Consider the following 612-nt stretch of genomic DNA (forward strand, 5'->3'; position numbering starts at 1 on the left):
TTAGACTAAAGTATAAAAAATCCCCATTGATATTCGATCTATCAATGGGGATTTAAAATTGAGTTTTAAGTTATCTATCAGTAATTAGGCGATTTCGACCAATTTTGATACCAATTTATCGATTCCTGAAGCTGCTTGCGAGATATTCTGCGCTAACATGTAAGCTGGCGTAGAAAGCACATTGTGTTTCTCGTCAAACACATACTCATCTACGTTACATTCAACGTGCTCTCCACCCATTTGGTGAAACGCAGCTGCGGTTGCGTCATCATTACCTATTGTGCCTTTTACGCCATGTTCGTAAATCATAGGAATAATGACAGGGGCAATGCAGAGGTAACCGGCAGGCTTGTTGGCATTTGCGAACGCACGGCAAGCTTGTGCAACGTGTGTATTAATCGAGCATTCCGCGCCAGAAACGGCAAAGTCAGTCAGATTTTTTGCTGCACCAAAGCCACCTGGTAACAATAGCGCATCAAAGTCTTCAACGTTCAGTCTAGCCACATCCTCAATGTTTCCACGCGCGATGCGTGCCGCTTCAACGAGCACGTTGCGTGGCTCATCCATTTCTTCGCCAGTGAGATGATTGATGACGTGTAATTGATCAATGTT

At 44.0% G+C, this 612-nt stretch carries 1 protein-coding gene; it reads right to left on the bottom strand.

From position 1 onward, the window contains the following. Positions 1-84: 84 nt before the first annotated feature. On the bottom strand, positions 85-612 hold a 528-nt coding region (gene elbB, locus R7Z50_RS28875), incomplete at its 5' end, for an isoprenoid biosynthesis glyoxalase ElbB (RefSeq protein WP_318149931.1).

The organism is Vibrio sp. 1249-1 (assembly GCF_033340495.1).